Annotated in this window: 16 protein-coding genes and 1 riboswitch; of the genes, 3 read left to right on the top strand and 13 right to left on the bottom strand. The window is 44.8% G+C overall.

Annotated features, from left to right (window positions below):
* Positions 1–58: 58 nt before the first annotated feature.
* The 4 genes from CHH60_RS04090 to CHH60_RS04105 all read right to left on the bottom strand — a co-directional run bounded on the left by CHH60_RS04090 (position 59) and on the right by CHH60_RS04105 (position 5,559).
* Positions 59–1,135 (bottom strand): hypothetical protein, encoded by a 1,077-nt coding sequence (locus tag CHH60_RS04090; RefSeq protein WP_095358043.1) that lies wholly within the window; start codon positions 1,133–1,135, stop codon positions 59–61.
* Positions 1,136–1,401: 266 nt separating this feature from the next.
* Positions 1,402–2,853 (bottom strand): amino acid permease, encoded by a 1,452-nt coding sequence (locus CHH60_RS04095; protein WP_095358044.1) that lies wholly within the window; start codon positions 2,851–2,853, stop codon positions 1,402–1,404.
* Between the two features lie 586 nt (positions 2,854–3,439).
* Positions 3,440–4,813 (bottom strand): amidohydrolase family protein, encoded by a 1,374-nt coding sequence (locus tag CHH60_RS04100; RefSeq protein ID WP_095358045.1) that lies wholly within the window; start codon positions 4,811–4,813, stop codon positions 3,440–3,442.
* 173 nt (positions 4,814–4,986) lie between these two features.
* Positions 4,987–5,559 carry a CGNR zinc finger domain-containing protein gene (locus CHH60_RS04105; RefSeq protein WP_095358046.1) on the bottom strand — a complete coding sequence of 191 codons (573 nt, stop codon included), beginning with the start codon at positions 5,557–5,559 and terminating at the stop codon, positions 4,987–4,989.
* 162 nt (positions 5,560–5,721) lie between these two features.
* On the opposite strand from CHH60_RS04105, the gene CHH60_RS04110 reads away from it, so the two are divergent.
* The 3 genes from CHH60_RS04110 to CHH60_RS04120 all read left to right on the top strand — a co-directional run bounded on the left by CHH60_RS04110 (position 5,722) and on the right by CHH60_RS04120 (position 9,221).
* Positions 5,722–6,225 carry a DinB family protein gene (locus CHH60_RS04110; protein WP_095358047.1) on the top strand — a complete coding sequence of 168 codons (504 nt, stop codon included), beginning with the start codon at positions 5,722–5,724 and terminating at the stop codon, positions 6,223–6,225.
* Between the two features lie 82 nt (positions 6,226–6,307).
* Positions 6,308–6,458: riboswitch (FMN riboswitch) on the top strand.
* Between the two features lie 144 nt (positions 6,459–6,602).
* Complete coding sequence (locus CHH60_RS04115) at positions 6,603–7,583, top strand: DMT family transporter (RefSeq protein WP_095358048.1); 981 nt, start codon at positions 6,603–6,605, stop codon at positions 7,581–7,583.
* Between the two features lie 141 nt (positions 7,584–7,724).
* Positions 7,725–9,221 (top strand): amidase, encoded by a 1,497-nt coding sequence (locus tag CHH60_RS04120; protein WP_095358049.1) that lies wholly within the window; start codon positions 7,725–7,727, stop codon positions 9,219–9,221.
* A gap of 215 nt (positions 9,222–9,436) precedes the next feature.
* Here CHH60_RS04120 and CHH60_RS04125 read toward each other — a convergent pair whose 3' ends face one another.
* The 9 genes from CHH60_RS04125 to ppsA all read right to left on the bottom strand — a co-directional run bounded on the left by CHH60_RS04125 (position 9,437) and on the right by ppsA (position 23,144).
* The gene (locus tag CHH60_RS04125) at positions 9,437–10,423 is read right to left on the bottom strand and encodes a phosphotransferase enzyme family protein (RefSeq protein ID WP_095358050.1); all 987 of its coding nucleotides are present in this window, start codon (positions 10,421–10,423) and stop codon (positions 9,437–9,439) included.
* 308 nt (positions 10,424–10,731) lie between these two features.
* Positions 10,732–11,859 carry a Ger(x)C family spore germination protein gene (locus tag CHH60_RS04130; RefSeq protein WP_095358051.1) on the bottom strand — a complete coding sequence of 376 codons (1,128 nt, stop codon included), beginning with the start codon at positions 11,857–11,859 and terminating at the stop codon, positions 10,732–10,734.
* Positions 11,846–12,949, bottom strand: coding sequence for a GerAB/ArcD/ProY family transporter (locus CHH60_RS04135; protein WP_095358052.1), 1,104 nt, complete (start codon positions 12,947–12,949; stop codon positions 11,846–11,848). The genes CHH60_RS04130 and CHH60_RS04135 overlap by 14 nt, the downstream gene beginning before the upstream one ends.
* Before the next feature lie 3 nt (positions 12,950–12,952).
* The gene (locus CHH60_RS04140) at positions 12,953–14,446 is read right to left on the bottom strand and encodes a spore germination protein (protein WP_095358053.1); all 1,494 of its coding nucleotides are present in this window, start codon (positions 14,444–14,446) and stop codon (positions 12,953–12,955) included.
* Between the two features lie 212 nt (positions 14,447–14,658).
* On the bottom strand, positions 14,659–15,939 hold the full coding sequence (locus CHH60_RS04145; RefSeq protein ID WP_095358054.1) for a DUF4179 domain-containing protein: 1,281 nt from the start codon (positions 15,937–15,939) through the stop codon (positions 14,659–14,661).
* Positions 15,915–16,451: a sigma-70 family RNA polymerase sigma factor gene (locus CHH60_RS04150; protein ID WP_095358055.1), complete on the bottom strand. Its 537-nt coding sequence runs from the start codon at positions 16,449–16,451 to the stop codon at positions 15,915–15,917. Before CHH60_RS04150 ends, CHH60_RS04145 begins: the two co-directional genes overlap by 25 nt.
* A 293-nt stretch (positions 16,452–16,744) precedes the next feature.
* On the bottom strand, positions 16,745–18,778 hold the full coding sequence (locus tag CHH60_RS04155) for a methyl-accepting chemotaxis protein (protein ID WP_095358056.1): 2,034 nt from the start codon (positions 18,776–18,778) through the stop codon (positions 16,745–16,747).
* Between the two features lie 368 nt (positions 18,779–19,146).
* Complete coding sequence (locus CHH60_RS04160) at positions 19,147–20,280, bottom strand: serine hydrolase domain-containing protein (protein ID WP_095358057.1); 1,134 nt, start codon at positions 20,278–20,280, stop codon at positions 19,147–19,149.
* Between the two features lie 239 nt (positions 20,281–20,519).
* On the bottom strand, positions 20,520–23,144 hold the full coding sequence (gene ppsA, locus CHH60_RS04165) for a phosphoenolpyruvate synthase (protein ID WP_095358058.1): 2,625 nt from the start codon (positions 23,142–23,144) through the stop codon (positions 20,520–20,522).
* Positions 23,145–23,271: the final 127 nt, after the last annotated feature.

The following is a 23,271-nucleotide window of genomic DNA, read 5'->3' on the forward strand; positions in this document are numbered from 1 at the left end:
ATACGTAAGGAGAGCCATTTCTGCTCACGTTATGTTCCTGAAATAAACTTCGTTTCATTTAATCAACAATGATGACATCAATAAGTGGGCTGATCTCCTTCGGACAACCTTCGCTGCGCGTTAGCACAAAGGATGGCAGCGGATTTTCGAACAAACCGTTAACCGATTCGCAGATCTGTACATACAGGTCCATATGCAAAGTCTCCCCTTCGCCTGATACATCGATCACGGGCCAATCCTTCGTGGTACATGCCGGCCAGTTGGCCAGTTCATGAGCAGGTACGATGCTTAACTGCTGTACAGCCGGTGCAATCCGGTAAACACCTCTGAACTCAGGCTCCTCACCAAGCTTGTCCACTGCAAGTAGGGAAGCCGCTTGCTTGTCGGGTGCGGAGTAGATTGAGTAACACCACGGAGATACGCCCCAGGCCATAGCCACGAGCCCTTCCTCCAATAATGTGTCCGAGAGATCACCCTCTCCGAATTGTTCAATCAAGTTATGATCACCAGAACCAATAAGCTCTTCCACTCGTTTTGACATGCGTTGCAGATCCGCCAATATAAACCCAGCACTGCCATACCCGTCAAATACATGATGATCTCTGCTCCATGTGGATGAAACGGCAGATTGATCTTGATTTGCTTCTGATGGGAACAAATTCATTAATACCGTAATGACCTGCGCGTATTTTACCATAGCTTCTTGTTCAGGTTCCAGAGGACCTTCAGCAATCCGGGGCGTCTTCAGGTGCAATGAAATCCGAAGCTCGTAATCACCTTCTGCAAAATCGGTCCATCCCCACTGTATAGGCTGCTGGATCCCTTCTATGGAGTCTAAGAAAATCGTGCTTTCAGGTTTCAAAGAAACAGGATATTGAACGAAACCCAGTTCCTGACCATATATGATCGCAGCGTCATCCCGGTGAATCGGCGTATCAAGCTGCTGTGCAATAACGGATACTTTGCGTCCATCTTTCAACTTGCGATCCGGGTCCATTTCCAGCTGAAAGGCATTCTTACCCTCAGGATGTGAGATATTCACTTTTGCCTCTGCGAGTACGACAGAGTCTGCTAGTGCAAACCCGAAATTCGGATTCAGGTGAAGCTGATTAGTAGTATGTATTGGTGTGTTCATGATACATCCCCTCTCCTATGTCTGATGGCATGTCACATCCCTCAATATATGTCATATTTGAATTGGCCGCAACCCCGAGCTGGGTATGATCGAGTATGGACATGTACTTTAATAGATACCCGAATATAGGTCTAAAGCCAACTTTCTTTTTCTTATTTCCCCTTCGCTTTATAACAGAAAACCCCATATTGCTCTAGTGTAAGCTAGGCAGTATGGGGTAGTGAGTGCATCAGGAATATCTAGTGATACTTAGCCATTATATTTTATTATTTATTTCCCTTTGACTTCGAAGGCTGTGGATCAACAGCTATTGATCCCCGCCGCAGAGGATTCAGGTGACTGTAGTGACGTCCATACATGAAATAAATGATCAAACCGATAACTAGCCAAGCGAAAAACGTGATCCATGTCAGAGCAGCTAGACGGGTCATCAGATATACACAACCAATTGCACTCAGTATCGGAATCCATGGAACAAAAGGCACCTTGAAGCCGCGTTTGAGATCAGGGTTGTTTTTTCGCAGAACGATAATGCCCAGACTTACGACTGCGAATGCAAACAATGTACCGATGTTGGTAAGCTCAGCCAGATGACCGAGTGAGATGAACCCTGAGAATAACGCGATGATGATACCTGCCACCCATGTGCCTGTCGCAGGTGTTTGACTTTTCCCACTGATTTTTGAGAATACCGGGGATAGTAATCCATCACGTGACATGGAATACAGTAGACGAGTCTGCCCATACATCATAACGAGCAGAACGGTTGTTATCCCCGTGATTGCACCAAGAGCCACAATCCAGGACAGACCATGCAGATTCACGAATTCAAACGCAAATGCAACCGGATCACTAACATTTAGCATGTGGAAAGGCACGATGCCTGTCAGAATCAAGGATACAACGATATACAGCACAGTGCAGATCGCCAAGGAAGCAATAATACCAATCGGCAAGTCCCGTTGAGGTCGTTTGACTTCCTCCGCTGCCGTGGAAACCGCATCAAATCCAATATAGGCAAAAAAGACCGTCGCCGCACCAGCGGTTACTCCTGAGATGCCAAACGGCAAAAACGGCTGCCAGTTGGAAGGCTGTACATAAAACACACCCACTCCGATAAAAATCAGCACGACAATAATTTTGATCGCCACCATTATACCATTGGCACGGGCTGCCTCCTTGACTCCACGGGTGAGCAGGAAGGTGATCAGTAACGTGATGGCTGCTGCGGTAACATCGAAATAGGTCCCCTTTTCAGGATTGTATGCACTGCTCAGTGCATACGGAAGCTGTAATCCGAAGCCTGACAGCAGCGACTGAAAATAACCGGACCATCCGCTGGCCACTGCCGCGCTGGCAAATCCATACTCCAGAATCAGATCCCAGCCAAGAATCCAGGCAATGACTTCACCAAAGGCAGTGTAACTATACGTGTATGCACTCCCTGAAGCAGGTACGCTGGATGCGAATTCGGAATAACATAGTGCAGCGAATGCACAGATGATGCCTGCAAGCAAAAAGGAGAGCACTAATCCAGGACCAGCATAATTTGCCGCTGCGACTCCTGTTAATACAAAAATCCCTGTACCGATAATTGCTCCTACTCCAAGTGTTGTTAAGTCCAAAGGACCTAGTGCCCTCTTTAACGCACTATTTTCTTCTCCGAAGGCAAGTGGCTTTTTCCGAAGCAGCGAAGATCGTTTCTGATTCTCTGACATAGACATGTTCCTCTCATTACAAACGTAGATTGAAGTATACCTTCCTAGCTGCTTCATCTCGATCTGTTCTATAAAAAAGTCGTTTGTTCTATATTACCGATCACCTACAAAAATCTATCGTATTCTACACGTTGTCGCGTTGATATGCTAAATTTATTTTTGATCACTGTACTATTTTGTGCTTTTGAGGCGAATAATATCATGAACTGATGGATAGGTCGCAAAATGAAAATCGATTTAAAACAAAACTGCGTATAATTTATATTATGCGCAGTTTTTTAAGTGCTTTTACAAGAGCATAAATCACTTTAACCCGTTGTTATAAGCATCTTCATAAATAAAGGGCTTTTTCGTCTTTTTCTGCTGTCACTTCGCGCCAAAATTCGTTTGAGAGCTACCTCTCCCCCTCCCTGCTCTCGTCTATAGTTGACTTCCTTTTGTTTAGATATAGAAAAAGGCCGCTACATTTAGCGGCTCCTTTCAATGCGATATATTCTTGTGTCATACAGATGTCTCTCGACAATTGATTTTGACTAAACGATTTATACGAGATCTTTACTCCCAGCCTAATTCGCTGCCCGATCCTTTAAGAAAATACAATCCGATCCGCATCAGACATCCGATACTGTGTTAATAAATATTGCTTACTTTCCATCGCTTTGTTTCGAATGTCGTCCAGGTTCACATGCAGCAGCTTACCATTTTGCTTCACAAGTTTTCCTGCAACAAAGACCGTGTCCACATTGGATGGATTGGCGAATTGCACAACAGCACCGATCGGATCGTGAACGGGGAACAAATTCAGATCGGTTGTGCGAATCATAATCAAATCGGCTTCTTTTCCCGGTGTAACTGAACCTGTTTTCCGCTCCAGCCCTAAAGCCTGTGCACCAGCCGAAGTTGCAAACCGCAGTACCTGACTCGATTGTAAACTCAGCTCTCCAGGCATTTCGCCTTGCGCAAGCAATAACTCGTTCGTTCTGGAACGCTCAGCTTGCAACGCAAATTTCATCTGTGAAAACATGTCTCCACCTGTCGAAGTCACCACATCCACTCCAAGCGTTGGCGTACCACCATGTTCCAGAAAATATCCTGTAGCAGGATAGCCATGTCCCATCATCATCTCTATTTCAGGCGTAACTGACAAAGAGGCTCCATTGTCTGCCAGCATTTTGAATTCGTCCATGCCCATCGTATTGCCGTGAACGACATTTATACGCGGGGTAAGCAGCCCTGCCTCGTACATTCGGCTAATGGAACGGTCTGCAGATCCCCAGCTACCAAACCCGACATGCATTGAACAAATTGCATCCAGTTCTTCTGCGAGCTGAATGTCCTGCACCGTTGTATCCCAGTGGCTAAACTCTGGGCCGCGAATAGCTAGTCCATACGTGACCAATTGGTCACTAGAGGAAAAATAACGCTCCTTCACCCCTCTGATATTCTCCGGGTATGAAAGGGTACTTTCCCGATTCCAATAGGCGGTTTCCCCTGGAACACCGTGAGCAAAGACAGCTCGGACCCCTGCATCCTGCAGCCCACGAATAAGTCCATCGGTATGATCAGGTGAATATGGCATGCTCCAATCAAGTACCGTCGTCACACCCGCGTTAAGCGCTTCCAAAGAACCTAGAAGATTGGCAATGTAGCTGTCCTGTGGTCGAAGCTTGCTTCCCATGGCACCATAGTACAGATTTTGCAAATACACAGGCAGCGACCAGTTCGTTCCAGCTGTTTTCACAAGAGATTCCCACATATGCCGGTGTGTATCCACCAATCCAGGCATGACAATCATGTCTGATGCGTCGATCACCACAACATCTGCATCGGACACCTCGATATTCGGTTGAACGGCTGCAATCAAAGAGTCCTGAATAAGTACATCTGCCCTGTTAAACTGACCAATACGAGCATCCATCGATAATACACAACCGTTTTTCAATAGATAACCTGTCCCCATGAGACACCTCTCCAATCGTAATGGTTTGTAAAATGATCTGATCCGCATTGCTTGTCCTTACATATGATTTGTGACTATATTTTCGCTAGTATATAACCATTATATACCGATTGTTAATATTTATCAATTCTGAACACCAAACGACTATCTATAGTGATGTTGTTCTTAAATTGTTAAACTTCATTCTTTTTTTCGCTGGATTCCAGCTTACGTTTCGCTCGAAAACGCCTCACCTTCATTAGATTGCCACACATTTTATCATCGCAATATTTCTGTGTCCTACTCCGAGTATCGTCATAGAAGACCCAGCGGCAGTCCGGGTTGTCACAGCATCGAATTCTCTTACCTTCGCCCTCTACCAGTGTCAGGGCAAAGTCAGCAGCGACCTCTGCCATCACCTGAAACCAATGTGCATGGATGGGAACCAGCTTAACATCCAGTCCTTGATCCTGTGAGATTAGTCGTCTGATCACCCCACCACTCCGCATAAAGTCATTTAACCATGCTTGATCTTTCTCCGTTAGGGGCGTTCCCGCTGACAAACGGATAGCCAGAGACTGTAACTCATCTCTAAAGCTTCTCATGGTGGATTCCTCTTCAGTCGATGCAGGCACTTGTGCCTCTAATTGCCAACGATTCAAGAAATCCTGCTGCCAGCTTGATTTTCCCAGTCTGTCTTCAGATCGATTCCCGCCGCGCCAATCATGATAGTCGCTATTCACAAAATCTGTCCATAACCTATCCATCTATACCCCCACTAATGTAACTATCTAAATCAAATAAAGATGGTTACTTTCTTTTGAATTGTGTTATATTAATTGTAACCATTTCAAACCATATTAGCTAGTTACAAGCATGAAGACGCAAGTCATGAGATGAGTTCCACTAGAGAGGAATGAACTTTAAAGATGACGTCTGTTACAACCGCATTAGATGTGTTGGTTATTCAAAAAGAAGATACCTGGGATCAATGTAACTGGATCGTCCCATTGTCGAAGGCGCTTGAAGGGCTAACCGCAGAGCAAGCAGCTTGGATCCCTCCTTCAGGAGGACTGAGCATATGGCAGCTGGTCAATCATATGTATTATTACAACGAGCGGATCTTAGAGCGGCTTCAAGGTCAGGTTCCATCTGTACCCGCTGCCGAATCGAATGAAGCTACGTTTGGCAGTCCAGGTGATCCCTTGGACCAAGTTGGCTGGAGCCAACTTGTGGAGCGAACCACTAAGGTGGCAGAGCAGTTGCACGATAACCTGGTTAATTTACAGGATTCCAGACTCGAAGAAGCTTATTTGGATTCCGAACAAAACTGGGCTCAAACGCTCGCCCGCTGGGTTCTTCACGACGCTTATCACGCCGGTCAGATTGTGCTTTTGCGCAGGCAGCAAGGAAGCTGGAACATCATCTTCTAAAAAAATGCTTGAACTGCTAGCGCTTACAGGAATAAGATGAAATTATTAATGTTACAACTTGTACTATAACCTATAAATTGAATAGGATCTTCGGGGTAGGGTGCAATTCCCAACCGGCGGTGATGTTCCTTCAGGAACCAGCCCGCGACTCGCTGTTAACTGCTTAAGTTATCAGCGACTGACTTGGTGTGACTCCAAGGCCGACGGTACAGTCCGGATGAGAGAAGATCAACACATGACATACCGCCTATGGGAAGGTTTCTTTCCTGACGATATGTTCATGGATGAGCCCCCGTTTATTTGGTGTATGCCAAAACGGGGGCTTTTGTCGATTTTGCCAACTGAAGATTCCGTGTTCTGACGAAGGAGTCCTGAATATGGAAAAGACACAGCATGCATCAACTGTTTATCGCAAGGAACGAAGCAATACCGGATTTTGGCTCGTTGTTCTCGGTGCAGCCCTATGGGGCGTAGATCCATTGTTCCGCATCATTTTGCTGCAAACAATGACCTCTACTCAAATTGTACTGGTGGAACATATTATCGTGAGCTTAATCGCTATTCCCGTCTTATGGAAATTCCGCGCTGACCTGAAACAATTGCGAGCCCGCCACTGGATCGCCGTTATCTTTATCTCATGGGGCGGCTCTGCACTGGCAACAGTTTTATTCACGCTCGCATTGACACACAATGATCCGAATACCGTCTTGTTGCTGCAAAAAATGCAGCCTATCTTCGCGATTGTTTTAGCTAAGATCTTACTGAAGGAAACACTGCCGCGCCGCTTCGGTTGGTTATTTGTTGTTGCTCTTATTGGAACTTATCTGCTTACATTTGGGTTTACACTTCCGCTTGGAAACTGGAACAATTGGATTCATGCGGGCAGCCTGCTGTCACTTGGCGCTGCTGCCTTATGGGGCGGCTCCACGGTGATGGGCCGACTGATGCTGGGGCAAACCCGTTATGAGACGGTCACCTCCCTTCGCTTCGTCGTAGCTCTGCCCTTGCTGATCTTCATGACCTGGAACGAAGGTGCAGCGTGGACCTTGCCATCCGGTGCTGGAGAACAGGCAGCTGTTGCGCTCAACATTCTGGGGCAGGCGCTATTGCCAGGTTTACTGAGTCTATTGCTATACTATAAAGGTCTCTCGTCCACCAAAGCTTCCGTGGCCACACTGGCTGAGCTGAGCTTCCCAATGGCGGGTGTGCTTGTGAACTGGATTGCATTCCGGACGCTCATCACATGGGAACAACTGCTTGGATTCATTCTCATCTGGATTGCTTTGTTCGCTATATCCAAACAGCAGGAACGATCTTCCACTGCTGCAGACGCAGCTCCTAAGCTTCGGACAGAGTAATAAAGATCTTATTTATATCTTAAAGGCACTGCACATCCTTCTGGATCGGCAGTGCCTTTTGTCTTTTTATAATTCCAGTGGTACGATGACATATGGACAGCTATTAATACTATTTCATATTTTCGGAGAGGAACGATCGTCATGTCTTCATTTTCATATACGTCCTATGATGCCATAGGTCTTGCTGAACTGGTTCGCTCACGGGAAGTTTCCCCCGTTGAGTTGCTGGAAGCGGCTTATGCTCGCCTAGAAGAAGTTAATCCGCAGCTTAATGCGGTCATTCGTACATATGAAACACGCGCACGTGAGGAAGCCGGCTACGTTCGTCCAGGTGAACAGCCTTTTGCAGGCGTTCCATTGCTCCTCAAAGACATCTCGCAATCGCTGGAGGGGGAAATTCTGACTTCCGGTTCCCGCCTTCTCAAGGATCATCGGGCTTTGCGCAATTCTAACTTTGTATCCAGACTCCGGGATGCAGGCTTTGTTATTATTGGACATACGAACACACCGGAATTTGGCCTCAAAAATATTACTGAGCCTCGTCTTCATGGTCCGAGTCGCAATCCGTGGAACACGAATCATTCACCCGGGGGTTCAAGCGGCGGTGCAGCCGCAGCTGTTGCTTCGGGTATCGTACCTATGGCCGGAGCCAGTGATGGCGGGGGTTCGATCCGGATTCCAGCCTCCTTCAGTGGACTATTTGGACTAAAACCTACTCGGGGACGGACTCCTGTTGGACCAGGTGTAGGCCGTCAATGGCAAGGTGCATCCATCGACTTCGCGCTATCCCGGACTGTGCGAGACAGTGCCGCCTTACTGGATACTCTGCAGGTCATTCAGCCTGAAGCCGCGTTTCATGCCCCGCTCTTTCCGGGCAGTTACTTGGCCGATATGAACTATCCGCACCAACGCAAACTAAAGATTGCTTATACCACGGATTCACCTGTTGGCACCCCTGTCAGCGAGGATGCAAAGGAAGCAGTGTACAAGCTGGTTCGGTGGCTGGAAGAACAAGGTCATCACGTGGAGGAGAAATTGAGTCCGGTCAACGGTGTTCGGTTGATGGAGAACTATTATATGATGAACAGTGGTGAAATGGCGGCGATGATCGCCTCCATGGAGCATGCGTTGGGCCGATCTTTGACATCGAGCGATATGGAAATTGAATCCTGGGTGCTGGCTGAGGCAGGCAAAAAGGTATCGGCTGCGGAATTCGTTCACAGCCTTGCCGAATGGGACGTGGCTGCCGCACAGATGTCTACGCTCTTCGAGCGATACGACTTCTATATCACACCCGTTAATGCCTTTCCTGCACCAAAGGTTGGAGAGCTAACTCCTCATGAGGAGCAAATTCAGCATCTGATGCAGATTAGCGAATTGGACAAGGTGCATCAGCAGCAATTGATCTATGAAATGTTTGAGCCAAGTCTCACCTACACTCCCTTCACCCAACTCGCTAACCTGACAGGCCAGCCTGCGATGAGTGTTCCGCTGCACCTCACAGCTGATGGCTTGCCGATGGGCGTGCAAGTTATGGCAACCAAAGGGCGTGAAGACTGGCTGCTCCATCTAGCTGGCCAGTTGGAAGCATCCGGACTGTGGATAGGAATGAATGGAAACCCACTTTTCCCTGTCTAAATTAAAAAAAAGGACAACGAACTAACTCCGCGACCTATTGAGTATATTAAGAGTCACGGAGTTAGTTGTGTGTTCGATTTTATGGTAACAATAACATTGCGTTATGCATGTTTGTCCAATTTTTAGATCCGAATTAGGCACACCTATTTCAGGTTTTCCAATTTCGCACGCAATCAGTTTACATAATATTTATTATGTTCGGAGTTAGAAAATTCTTAAATTTTAATGTCACATCCGTCAAAAGGTACATGTCGTTCAATGAGCTTAACAGCATTATCGATTGCGTTTCGTTGTTCTTCTGTAAGCCGGCTTTCATCTCCATCCCAATCACCTAACCACCAGAAGAACGAACAAATATTGCGGTATTCCATAAACATAGGAATCGTCTTGACCCACCGTTCAGATAAATCATTTTCTTTTCGATATCCCATTAAAAATTCATATAAGAACAGGTGAGCAAATTCATTTTTGGCACAACGATCTTCTTTTTTCACTCCCCACCAAATAGCATGAGTGGCTGCAATTGCTATGTCTAGTGAAAACCAACCGAAGATACTATCGTCAAAGTCAAAGACAGTTATTGTTTCATTCTGAATAACAAAATTATAAGGATGAAAATCATGATGGATTAACCCAAACGCTTCTTTGTCCCTTGGAAGGATATCAATTTGACGCTCCATGGAGATCCATTTGTCACGAAGCACTTTATAACGACCCACCTGCAAATTAGGGTTATTGTTGCCTGACATGCTCCAGGAATCTCTGCTTCCATTGACCTCCGATGATTCATACGTTTTCGAAAGCCGATGCATCATCCCCATGGTTTCTCCCCAGTTTCTGAATATTTTTGGATTCCAGTACTGATCACTATTCTTATCAAAGAAACTGCCTGTAGCTGCTTCAAAAGCAGTAGCAATATACCACTTATTATCTTCTTGGCAAACGGCTGTAAATTGATTTTTCGATGTTTGAATGGGTAACGCAGCACGTACTCCCTTCTTCACTAAGTATTGGATCCAGTCTAATTCAGCTTTTATTTTCTCCTCATATTCCAATGGTTTTTGAGTTATACGTAAGTAATAAGATCGATTACGTTTAGTAAACCGATACACATCGTTCGTTGAGTTACTTAGAAAAACAAGAGTATGTACATGAAAATCAAATGAGTTCGCAAATTTTAACAATATGCTCAAGTTCACCATCTAGAGCCCCTCCAACTTATCTAAATTCCCAACAGATACAAGTAAACAATATATAAGATTTATGGAAAAATATAGACTTATATTTACTCTTGTTTTAAACTCATAATTAGGTAAGGTGTTATTTTTCTTTATAGAATACATATACAACAGAGTATCAGGACTGATGTAACTCTGATCGTTCTTAAGGACGAAACCTTTTTCTACACAACAAAAAAAAGTCACTGCTTAGCGGCTCTTTATGCAAACGACATATAACTCCACTCCTCAGAACCATACGAACGGCCATGGATACATTGTCAGTTGTCAGATTACTCCACTGCCCCGGTGGCAGCGATTCGAAGATCAACTTCGACATCAAACTGGGCACGGGATAGCTCTTTTCCCCATTGGTCCTGCACTTCCTTGTACAACGGGTACTGAAAAGCCCGTGCATAGAACCCGAAACCGACAGGGTCTATTTCGTGCTGCTGGAATTTTTTAATGAGCTTCTCAATGGCTACTTTCATTTCCTCGCTCAATTTTTTCCCCATGTTTTTGAAATTATCCTGAAGTTCAAATTCAAGAAACTTTTCCGTGATAGCAATAGTTGATTTTACTTTTACCTTGTATCGAAATTTCCCGTTCTCATGAGAAGATTTAATCTTTACTGAGGTGCCTCCTAGCGTAAAACTTACTTTATCTATGTTATACGGAACTGTTTGTTGGAGTTTATCTACAGGATAAGTGAGACTGATTCCGGGTCCCGCCTCCCTTTTCAAAATTTGAAGAAGTGAAGTTTCCTGATAGGTCAGGGACGTTTGGTACTGAGCTTGCCTAGATAGGAGAGTCGTTCCTTTAAGTATGATCTTGTTATTCTCAATCTTGATTTCCGAGATGGCAGGGGTCATCGCCCGGTCGTACAATTGTCGATGCAGCTCTTGCGCAGTTGTTGAGACCGTAGTCGAAATTTTGCTTCCTGATTCGACAATCGCTTTTAAAAACATGAGTATTGGCGGCTGATCCTTCGATTGAAAGTTAAAAATATCCGAAACTGGGCCATCAACTGCGATGATCCTGTCGGTAATCGTATTTCGCGGATCACGAAAGGTCACATCCAATACTTTAAACCAATCTTTATATTTAAGTAATTCTTTCCCTACAACAATGACCTGAAAATTCCGTCCTCCTACCGAACCTGGAAATTGAGCATCCTGCTGATTCTTGGACGATCTTAATCCCTCAGCTAACCCTTGCGCTTCGCGGCTTTTCTTTTGAATGTCTTTGCTGAATACAGGGGCGGAGACATAATAATGGAGCTTTTGGTCTTCGACATCCAAGCCCAATGCCAATGGTACGGTAGCATCTTCCAAATTGGTTTTTCCACTTCCGCACCCTGTGATTGAGCACACCCCTATGCAAACTACAATAAAAATACCCGTTTTTTTAACCCATTTCATGTTTGTTTCCCCCCTTCCATTTGTTGAAAATAACGACATACAAAAGAATGGCTGCAGGCAATACGAATTCCATCACAAATCCGATGAGATTGAGTGAATTGTTGATTTGTCCAGCTGCCATAAAACTCGGGCGATAGATGAAAAAACTGATCTGTATCACAATACACCATACAGCAAGGTGAATATTGTCCTTACCTTTTCCCAGCAACGAGGCAGAGCATCTGGAAACAATGTGCATGGAGGGAATCCAAATACATGAGAAGATAAACAGATAAAATGCAATAAACAACACTTCGACCCGTTCAATAAATTGAAATTCAATAGACTTCAAAATACTAATCACCGGATCATTGTATTCTCCGATCTCATCAGGACTAAAATAAACAAAACAAATAATGGTGATCCCCAAATATGCCAGGCAAGTCAGGGAATTGGAGATTACCATAGCAGTCATAGCCTTTTCCTTTTTCACCAAATGAGGGTACAGAAACAAAACCAGTACAATACCCAGCAAGGGATAGATCATGATTTTTATGGAAGTAAATATGGGAAGCCAACCCTCTTTAAATAGTGGGAGCAAGTAAAGCCAGTGAGCACGATTCAGCGTTGACACATAAACCAGGGGAATCCACATGGAGAGCATCGAAACAATTTCGGTGTACCGCCCGATCACCTGAAATCCATGCTGCGCAATCTGGTAGGTAGGAATCAGAAGCAGAAAGGCCAGAATATAAATTAACGTCGTCGGCATCAACCAGAGTTTAATGACCAGCGTAGCAACCGCGTAACCGTCATATGCGAGCAGCAAAAAATAAATCATAAATAGAAGAGTAATCAGTTTTGCCGCCCACCGGCCCATATAACGCTGAACTAATTCAAGTATTGTACTGTCCGGATTATGTTTCATTAATTTCACCATTGCTATGGAGGCTAACATGGCGAGCCCCCATCCTAAGAAGACCGTCATCCAACCATCCGTTCCAGCATGTCTTGCAAGCTCTCTTGGAAGAGCCAGGAAGGCAACACTGATCTGGAAAGTAGAAATGATAAGGATGAATTGAAGCGTCGTTATCGGGCGATATGTCTTCATCTACTAATTCTTCTCCTTCCATTCCCTGCTATTTCCTTGTCGTCTTGTCTGGCGTGATCGCGTGCTGATCGGGCGCGTGTTCATCATCCATAACGGCAACCGGAGTAAGGTATCCTTCCAATCTACAGGTCTGAATGGAGCAATAGGCGTACTATAAGAAGTGTTAAGTGAATTTAACGTTATTAATCTGCCGATTATGGTCATCATGCCGACTACCAGTCCAATGAACCCGAACCAGGTGGCGAAAACCATCATCATAAAACGCATTAATCGCACAGCAGCAGCCATATCCTGATTCGGAATAATAAATGAGGATATCGCTGTGAACGCGACTACGATAACCATGACATTGCTAATCAAACCAGCCTGTACAACCGCTTGACCAATGACAATACCTCCAACAATGCCCACCGTCTGACCAATTGGAGCCGGAAGTCGAACCCCTGCTTCCCTTAGCATTTCAAGAGTCAGTTCCATGATGATTGCTTCCACAAAAGGAGGAAACGGAACCTGGCCCCTGGATTCACCAAGCGTTAACAACAGCTTCATGGGTATAATTTCATAATGAAATGAAATAACGGATATGAAAAAACCCGGCAGAAAGATAGCGACAAAAAAAGCAAAAATACGCAATGATCTAAGAAATGACGAGATGGACCATCTGGAACTGTAATCATCAACCGTTTGAAAAAAGGACATAAACGTAACTGGAGCTACCACTACACTGGGCGAACCATCAACGACCACGACACACCGACCTTGCAATATTTGCGAGGCAGCAGCATCCGGTCTTTCTGTCGTGATGATCTGAGGAAGCAAAGCGAGCGGTTGGTCTTCAATAAACTCAACTAATTCGCCCGTATTAATAATGGCGTCTACATCGATGGATTGAATGCGTTCTTCAAGAACTTTTACAACCTCAGGATCAACTACATCCTCCAAATAAAGCAACGATACGGCCGTCTGGCCTCGTGTCCCAACGATATACCGTTTAAGCTTTAATTCCTTGTCCGCGATATAGCGTCGAATTAAGGCTACATTTTGAGAACCGTTTTCTATAAATCCCTGATGCGCCCCTTTCAGTGAAGGCTCTTGCTGAGGGTCTTCAATTGCACGCTGGGGAATACCTTTCGTATCCAGTACATAGGCGTCACTTCGCCCTTCAATAAAAAGCACACTATAACCGATCATAATGGAACGTTTGAGGTCCTCCCACTTAGAATAAGGCTTTACATACCCCACTGTTGTGATGAAGTCTTCCGACGGGTTACCGGACTCTAGCTGAAGCGGAGCAAGAACATCATGATTCAGTATCGTTTTGTCAGTCATTTCGTCCATGTATATGATGGCAGCTTGTTCACCGGTTTGTTTAATGTATAGCTTCCGAATGATCAAGTCGGGAGTATTCGTAAAGATTTCTTGAATTCTGGCGGTGGATTCATTCAAACTTGGTGTGATGCTATCATCTTTCGGAATTGTGCCAGATGGTTCGCTCATTTTCTCACTCCACTCCCTTCTTCAAGCAGCATTTCCTTATTATGACGATTATTCACGTGTATATGCATTTTGCTTTGGAAAGACAGACTCCAAACTTGAACCAAAAAAAGTCGCTAAACTTAGCGACTTGTAGTTGTGTAACATTATTTTTCCTGTTTTGAGACATATGAAGACAGAAACTTTTCATTTCCATGGATAAATATGTTATAACTTCAGTTCGGTTTTTTCATATCAACAGTGACTTCAAGGTCTTGAAAATATTTCGTTGGATTGAAAACAGGGGTGGCGATCTGGATAGATTCCGTGCTGTTGACATTGGAAAATGTAACCTCATACGTGTCACTACCCTCAATCCGAATCGGAGGGCTCACTCTTGGAAATGGATTACCCATTCGATCGTAAAGCCAAATATCGCTTACTTGTTCATTAATACGTTCTCCTGTAACTTCAAAGGTAAGGGTCAGTTGGTTATTCTCCCATTGCTGATCCAATATGATGAGAGACCCTACTTCTCCCTGCAGAATAGTGATCGGTCTCCCCTTCCAATCCAAGTTTAATTTTGCCGTCGTATAAACTGTACTTATATAAGGTGTGATTGTGACATGGTTGGGCTGAGAATCAAAGGGCTCATAAAGGTACTTGTATTCACTACTGTCCCCTGTCATACTCATACTTTGCTTACCCGTAGTCCTCAAAACATGATCATGTTCATCTCTCACCATAAATTCTAATATCCCGATCGCGCTATATGTATCTTGTAGGCGAAAGGTCAACTGCGTTGTCGTTGGATACAGCGCAAGTGCATCATAACTCATTTCATAGTCTTTCCACATTCCTGATTTAGCAATTGGAATTGTTTGATAACTTCCTTGACGCTCGATCGGGATCTCGACATACGTGGTTGTCTCATCAAGTGAAACAATACCCAGGGTAAACTTGTCTGGCAACTTTTCTTTTGGATCTATATGAAGCCTTCCAGCATACGTGCCATTCTCCAGGTTCAGAGCAGGGGCGCCCGAACTATAGTTCCAAACTGGCTTACCATTCACTGTAAATTTGATATTGCTTGTAAACTCAAAAATATTATCGTTAAGTGTGGATGCAATCCAGCCGAGGTGGATGCTAGAACCATCGTATAGACTCTCTATAAACGTAACATCCAGATCACCAATTCGTACCTGTTGATTAAGTTTTTGTGATATTCCTAACTGGTTCCCCCTCTTTACTCCATCGTCCCCTAGTAACTCAAAGACAGATCCAATGATTGGTATGGATTTCACAGCATCTGCAAATGCGGGAGACAAAGACGCCATGCCAACCAAGAAAGCTAATGAAGCAGTAATAGCTGTTGATGTATAGAACAGGCGTCTACGTGATCTTTTATGTTTGTGTTTTGTTGTCAGTTCGTTAAGCGTTTGGGTCATGAATATATCCATGTTTTCGGGAAGTTGACAATTCACTTGTTCCTTTAGTTGCTGCTCCCATTTTTCCATGCATAGCCCTCCTGCTTCCCCAAGATATGTCGTGCATTTTCACGAGCACGGCGTAACCTCGTTTTGATCGTATTTTCGGATCTTTGATAGATCTCAGCCAAATCCTTAATGGAGATATCATTAATGTGATACAGCTCAAGGAGTCGCCTGTCTTCTCTAGGTAACGTCTCAAGTAACTGTTCCAATTCAATCCGTTCATATCCATCCTCATATGTAGAAGGAACATTAAAATCACCTAGGTCTGTCACTTTTTTGTTTTGCCGATGAATCAGGTTACATTCGTTAATAACAATGCGGAGCAGCCAAGTTTTGAAAAAAATAGGATCTCGTAGTGTCTTGATCTTTTCGAACGCCTTCAAAATTGACTCTTGCATGGCATCTCTACAATCCGCATCCCGTGTAAGAATAGTTTTGGACACTTGGTACATAACGACTTTATGTGCTTGTATCAGATTCTCGAAAGCTTGAACGTTGCCTCTTTGAGCTCTTCGTACTTCTTTGGGTACGTCCAATAAGTTCCCCTCCTTCCGCGTAGACGAGTGTTAGATGGTTAACATGAACATAAGGTTTCAAATTTGCAAAAATTCCGGAGAAAAATCTGCATTTATTATATCAATTCTATAAATGGGCATGATTCAAAAAAATAAAACAACCGTCACCCGATACAACAACGGGAAACGGCTGCTAGACATAGATACTATATATGTTTTGATCATGCAATCTTCAAGGAATCTGATAAAGATTCATTACGAATTTACAACTGAGGCTAGCTAGTGCTCATTTATGGAAAAACTAGCGCTCCCATCTAGACTTTGAATTTATCCGTCAACTCCTGAAGTCTTGCCGCCATACGCGCCAGGTAAGTAGAAGATGAACTGATTTCTTGCATGGAGCCTAACTGTTCCTCGGTTGCTGCGGATACAGTTTGTGCTCCTGCTGCTGTTTCGTGGGACAGATGAGAGATGTCCTCAATTGCAGCTACAACATTGGAAGTCTCCTTCACAATATGTTCCGCCATCGTAGACACTTCACCTGCTTTGCCATTAACAGTGTCTACGGAGAGGTTAATTTCTTCAAACAGACGTCCCGCATGATCCATGATGACCATCCCCGTTGAAACCTCATCCATTGCTGCATCCATGGAACCTTCTGCCTGCTTGATTCCTTCATGAATGGATCCAATCAGTCCGTTTACCTGGTCGGCAGATTGAGCTGCCTGCTCAGCCAGCGTTCTCACTTCCCTGGCTACGACCGCAAATCCTCTACCATGCTCGCCTGCTCGGGCCGCTTCAATGGATGCATTTAAAGCAAGCAAATTAGTTTGCTTTGAAATGTCAGAGATCACCTTAATGATCTGTCCAATCTCCTGCGAGATTAGAACCAGATGGTTGATGCCATCCGACACATGGTTGACGGACTGATGAATGTTGTTCATTTGCGACACAGCTCCCTGAATAACCTCCCCGCCTTCTTTCGATTTTTGGGCAACGTGAGCCGTGGCTACAGCTGTAGTAGAGGCGTTGTCTGCAATATGACCCATGTTTCCGGCAACAACCTGAATGGTTCGCATGCTTTGTTCAACGAGCAACACCTGGCGATCAGCACCTTGTGCCATCTGTTCAATGATTTGTGTGATATGTTCTGTTGACGTTGCACCTTGTCCAGCATTCGCAGATAGCTGCTCAGAAGCTGCGGCAAGCTGACTGGATGAATCCGCAACTTCAGATACAATCCCGTTCAGGGATCCTACCATTTGATTATAGGCTTTTCCCAAATCACCAAATTCGTCTCGCGAAGCAATCGATGTATTACGGCTCAAGTCCCCTTGGCCTACTCCAATGGAAAACTCATTCAACGTTTGTAATGGCTTGGTGATAGAACATACAATGACTACGGTGAGTCCAAAGCCAAGCAGAACAAAGACAAGAATGACCAGAAGTGTATTGTTCCAGATGGGTTCAGCCGCCTGTACGACCTCGATGGGAGAGCGATCGCCAGCAATCTTCCATCCTGTCAACGCGTTGGTGATGTACACTAGATCGCGCGTTTCTCCTTCCGGTGACGTTTGTTCGATCTGCCCGTAGTCTTCATCCAGCATGGATGCTGGAGACCCTTCGCCCTCTTGAGGAACTCCCTGTTCGAGATTCGTGGAAACGTCCTGCGGCCCATCTCCCGATTCCGGTGATTCTCCTTCCGTGCCGGAACCTTCCGATCCCCAAGACGGTGACACAATCATGGAACCATTAGCACTAAAAATAACGACGAAGCCATTGTCGCCAATTTGAATATCTCCTACGGTTTCCTGAAGTGTACTTAAGTCCAGTGTAACGGCAACAACGGATTTGCCGTCACTCGACGCTAGTGCTACGTCTACACTAGTTTGGCCCGACTGTTCAGAGGTGTAAGGCTCGGACAATACGACGTTTTTAGGGTCAGCAACTGCTTTGGCATAAAACTCATGATCCTTTGGATTGTAATTGCTTGGTTCGTTCTGGTTACTTGAGCTATATGAAAATTGACCATCATCCGTAACAAATACCGCAGCTTCCACTTCCGGATGGTTTTTGGTATAGGCATTTAACAGCTTATCCGGATTTTCAGCAGATGAAATGGAATCGAACAGCTGCCCCACATCTGCTATTGTGCTTTGTATGTATTGATCAACCATGCTGCTTACTAATGAAATGTCTGTATTCGCCATATTGGCGAGCTGTGTATCCACCTGATTCTTGGCCGTGAAGTACGAAAATCCGCCGATGACCAAGCTAGGGAGCAGTAGCATGGCGAGCAGCGAAGCAGCGAGCCTTGTTCGGACCGATCTTATTTTTCTGAATTTCATGTGCATGTCTCCTTATGTACGATGTACGCTGTATGATGTATTTGCTCTGTTAAGCAAGTTAAAACTATTAGCTCAGTGAACTTGATCAAGCTCTCCTTGAGCACAAATCAACTATAAAACAGGTAGCTTAAATGAAACTGAATCCATCCATGTATTAGTCGTTACGACTCCACATGGTTGGTCTCAATTCCAATGTAGATACTAACTGACAGGAACCAAATAGACGAAAAAATAAGAAACAGGGACACGCCATAACACGTGTCCCTGTTTCTTTCGTTATAAGGATATCTAATATACGATGATCTTGTAAACTTTCACTTTCCAGCCAACTTGATTTGTTTACTGGTGCTCTGCCTTCGTCTTCAAAATTATAGGCAGGAGTACACAACATTGCGCAAACGTCTCTGAATGTAAGGCTCTTGGCTATTAAGCAGATGCTGGGCATACATGACAGTGAGCCCGGAGTCGGGATCAATAATCGCCATGCATCCGGCAGCGCCGCTCCAGCCAAATTCGCCATGAGGGCTTAATGAACCGCTCTCCGACTTGGAGATATGCGTACGGACACCGAGTCCAAAACCATATCCGCCCATATGATCCCAAGAGTAATCAGGGCGCGTCATCTCATTCAGATGATCTGTCCGCATTAATTCCACGGATGCCTGCGACAAAATCCGAACACCTTCAGGACTGGTACCATGACCAGTGAGTGCGTTCAGGAACAACGCATAATCGCGTACGGTAGATAGCAGTCCCGCGCCTCCGCTCTCCAATTCCGTACCAACACGGAACCCGTTGCCGTCCATGCGGATGGCTTTTTCGAGTTCATCATTGTACGCGTATTGCGGAATCAGACGTGACTGCTGCTCGTCGTTCAGATCAAAAGCTGTGTCGTTCATGCCGAGTGGTCCGGTGATTTCTTCCTGCAGATATGTCCCGAAACGTCTGCCGCTTACCACCTCAATCAATGCTCCCAGCACATCGTGACACATGCTATAGTTCCAATGTGTGCCTGGCTCAAACAGAAGCGGTTCCTTCGCGAGCGCTTTCGCAAACTCGCGAGTTGGCAGTTTCCCATCGGTGCTCTGCACAGCTTCTTTGATAGATGGCGCACCAACGTCATACGAGAAGCCCGCGGTCATTGTAAACAAATCTCGCACCGTAATGGCTCTTGTGGCTTTCTCCAATCGGACCTCACCATTCGGCATGACTTTCTTCACATTCATCTCTGCAAACTCCGGCAGATAGTCGGACACTGGATCACTGAGCAGCATATGCCCTCTTTCTACAAGTTGAAGTGCTGCAACACACGTCATGATTTTGGTCATGGAATAGAGATTGAAGATGGCCCCATCGTTGATCGGTGTTTTCTCCTCTAGATTAGCGTAACCGTTACGATAGTGGAAAACGGTATCATTTTGATGGATGACCATCACCTCAGCCCATGGAATTCTCCAGGATGTGATGCGATCAATAAATGAAGCAAGCGGTTTAAAGTCCATGTTTATCCGTCCTTCTATGTAGAATCTTTTATTATTGCACACTGTGAACCATGGTCACGCCACGAATCACATATTACTACTATACGACCATTTGTAAGCGTTGACTACCATCCGAAATAACTTGTTCCGCAAAAACAAAAAAAGCCGCTAAACTAGCGGCTTGAAGGTAACATGCATATCTCTAACTGCAACTAACTTAGTCTTAAACTCAATCTCATGCTGCCCTTCTGAAGTTGTAGCTACAACGACAATATTTCAATATACCCTTCTGTTCCATGCACACGAATTCTCTGCCCGTCTTTTATACGATTCGTTGCATTCTCCACGCCAACCACCGCTGGCAAGCCGTACTCACGTGCAATAACGGCTCCATGGGTCATCAGTCCACCTACTTCGGTGACTAGCCCTTTGATGGATACAAATAGTGGTGTCCAACTAGGGTCTGTAAAAGCAGTAACGAGAATATCTCCATCTTCCAGCTCAGCCTCCTCCATGTTCAGAATCACACGTGCACGCCCTTCGATAACACCTGAAGAGACAGCGAGACCCACTAATGCTTCTGCTGGGAGGTTATCTCTTTTATACTTACCTGTAATGATTTCACCATCTGACGTGATCACACGTGGTGGGGTGAGTTTTTCATATAGCTTGTATTCATCTTTTCGCCTGCGGATCATCTGGTCATCTACTTTACGGGTACTCACCGCTTCGCGAAGTTCTTCAAAAGTAAGATCATATATATCTTCTTTTTCCCGCAAAATACCCGCTTGAACAAGTCGCTCGGCTTCCTTGAGCAAAGCTTTCTTATAAATGAAGTAACGATGAACCATGCCGTATTTAGGGTACTCTCTGTACCCGCTCAAATTTCGAATGATGTCGATCTTTTCTTTTGTTTCTTGTGCTTTCTGCTCTCCATCAGGCAGCTGCTTCAATCGCTTCAATAATTCCTCTTCTTTTCTCAAAGCCTCCTGTCGCCCTTGCTCAAACTTCCGGCTCCCTTCATTAGGCTCAAAGTTTTTGATATTACCCAGAATCAGGGGAACAAGTGTCAATGGTTTTTCAATCCAGCGAGTTCGGGTTAGATCAATTTCTCCGGCACAGCGCATTCCATATCGCTCAAGATAGGCATGAATCGCTTCTTGTGCTTCCTGGCCACCCGTGAATTGAACAAGATCATCCAGGAATTGATCCTTTTGTACATGTTGTAAGTATTGAACGACCTCAGGATAAGGACGAATCACATCTGCGACATCCAATAAGGCGAGCCCCATTTCGGACGTGATATTGTTTGGAACAGACTGGGAAATCGCATCTGCTGCGTTTTTTTCACCCAACCATTCGTTCATCTTGTCATTGAGCCAGAATGAAGCATTCATACCCGTTGTAATTACAGCTGAACTTCGCGGGTCAAATAATATCTTTCTAAGTTCCTGGATATCTTCCTGAATAAAATCAATCAAGTCAGATCCTGATTTTGTTTGGATCTTTTGTTTCAATTCTTCTATAGATGCTTCATTCTTCTTGATCAAATCCGTAACGATGGACGGATCTTGTTCATTAATTGGAGTTTGAGTGCCTGCTGGGGGCAAACCTCTATTGCCTCTACCGGAATTCTCAGCTTGATTGTCGTTCGGTAATGTTTTCACAAAATCTCCTCGCTCAATTACAGTCATTAAAGCATCTTTGATAAGCGGATCGGATTTCCCAAGGGCATTCACAATGTTTTCTCTGGTGACAGGTGAGACTAGCATAGGCGTTACATCCACGAACAACCTCCCGCCCGCTACACGCATGGGTGCAGGAGTTGTCATGAGATAAAATGACAGTCCGAGTGGTTTGATGGGATCAGTCATCATTTGTTGATGGGCAACAGAAACATACACATGATTTTCTTGATCATTCACTTCAGGGATCGGAAATAACGTCGTAATTGGTCGGCTCTGGACAATGTAGAACGCGCCATCGGACAAGCACCACTCAATATCCTGCGGGCAACCAAAGTATCCTTCAATTTGTCTTCCTATCCGAGCTAACTCCAAAATGTGATGATCCGTGAGTGTTTGAGCTTGTTGCTGATCAGATGGAATTGTCTTCGTCTCAGTCCCGCCTTCTTTACGGGCATAGATTGCGAGTTTTTTGGTTGCAATTCTTTTATCGACAATTTCTTCTTCCCGTACCTTATAACCATCAGCAGATACCAAGCCGGAAACCAGTGCTTCTCCCAAACCATAGCTGGCATCGATCGATAAAAGTTTTCGGCTTGACGTCATGGGATCAGCAGTAAATAGAATTCCTGAAGCCTGAGGGAATATCATCTTCTGAATAATAACAGCCAAGTATACCTGACTATGATCGAATCCATTCTGCATTCGGTAGATTACAGCACGATCCGTGAAAAGGGACGCCCAACATTTGCGGATATGCTCCAGTATGGCTTCCTTGCCGATGATGTTCAAATAGGTATCCTGCTGACCTGCAAATGAAGCATGCGGCAAATCCTCGGAAGTTGCACTGGAACGCACCGCATATGCATGTTCATCCCCATACTGGCTGAGGTAGCGGCTTACTGCATCGACAACATCGTAAGGAATTTCCGAATTTAAAATGATCTGCCGAATCTCTCTGCTGATTTCACCAATTTGATCTCGTTCTTCTACATGAAGCATCGTTAGTCGACTGAGCAAAGCGTGGAATGTCATGTTCTGTTCGATGGCTTTCTGGTATCCCAACGTTGTAACGCAGAATCCGTCTGGAACTTGAATCCCTTCGCTCTTGGATAATTCTCCTAGATTCAAACCCTTCCCACCCACAAGCCAAAGCTGTGTCTTTTCGATCTCCTGGAAACTGAGAACCATAGAACTCATTCAACATCTCTCCTAATCATCAAATTGAGAAAAAAATCCTTTGACAAGATTTTAGCGGCATGCTACAATAAAAATATAAGATAGACTTACTATGCTCATATACATAAAGATACTCGTGAACTGATCA

This window comes from Paenibacillus sp. 7523-1 (assembly GCF_002276415.1).
Lineage (GTDB): Bacteria > Bacillota > Bacilli > Paenibacillales > Paenibacillaceae > Paenibacillus > Paenibacillus illinoisensis_A.